We start from the raw sequence: 249 nt of genomic DNA on the forward strand, positions 1-249 counted from the left end.
TATTGAGGTAGTTTAGCCGTATTATCGTTTAACAGAGTGTTATGTGTTTTTTATGTCGGTCATGTCTTCAATAACTCAACTCACTAATCATTCAGCTACTCGACCAGACACTCGATCAACTGGGCTTTCTCAGCCTTATGTTTATTTTGTGCCACTTAATGGGGCGTTATCACCAGCTGATTATGAAGTGGGTTTAGCCTTAGGTTGGTTAAGTGATGATGAACTGGCCAAGGTTGGTCGTTATAAAAG

1 protein-coding gene is annotated in these 249 nt (G+C 40.2%); it reads left to right on the forward strand.

From position 1 onward, the window contains the following. Positions 1-61: 61 nt before the first annotated feature. On the forward strand, positions 62-249 hold a 188-nt coding region (locus tag AAEY72_RS15815; protein WP_352311594.1), incomplete at its 3' end, for a hypothetical protein.

It is taken from the genome of Psychrobacter sp. W2-37-MNA-CIBAN-0211, assembly GCF_040309405.1.
Classification (GTDB): domain Bacteria; phylum Pseudomonadota; class Gammaproteobacteria; order Pseudomonadales; family Moraxellaceae; genus Psychrobacter; species Psychrobacter glaciei.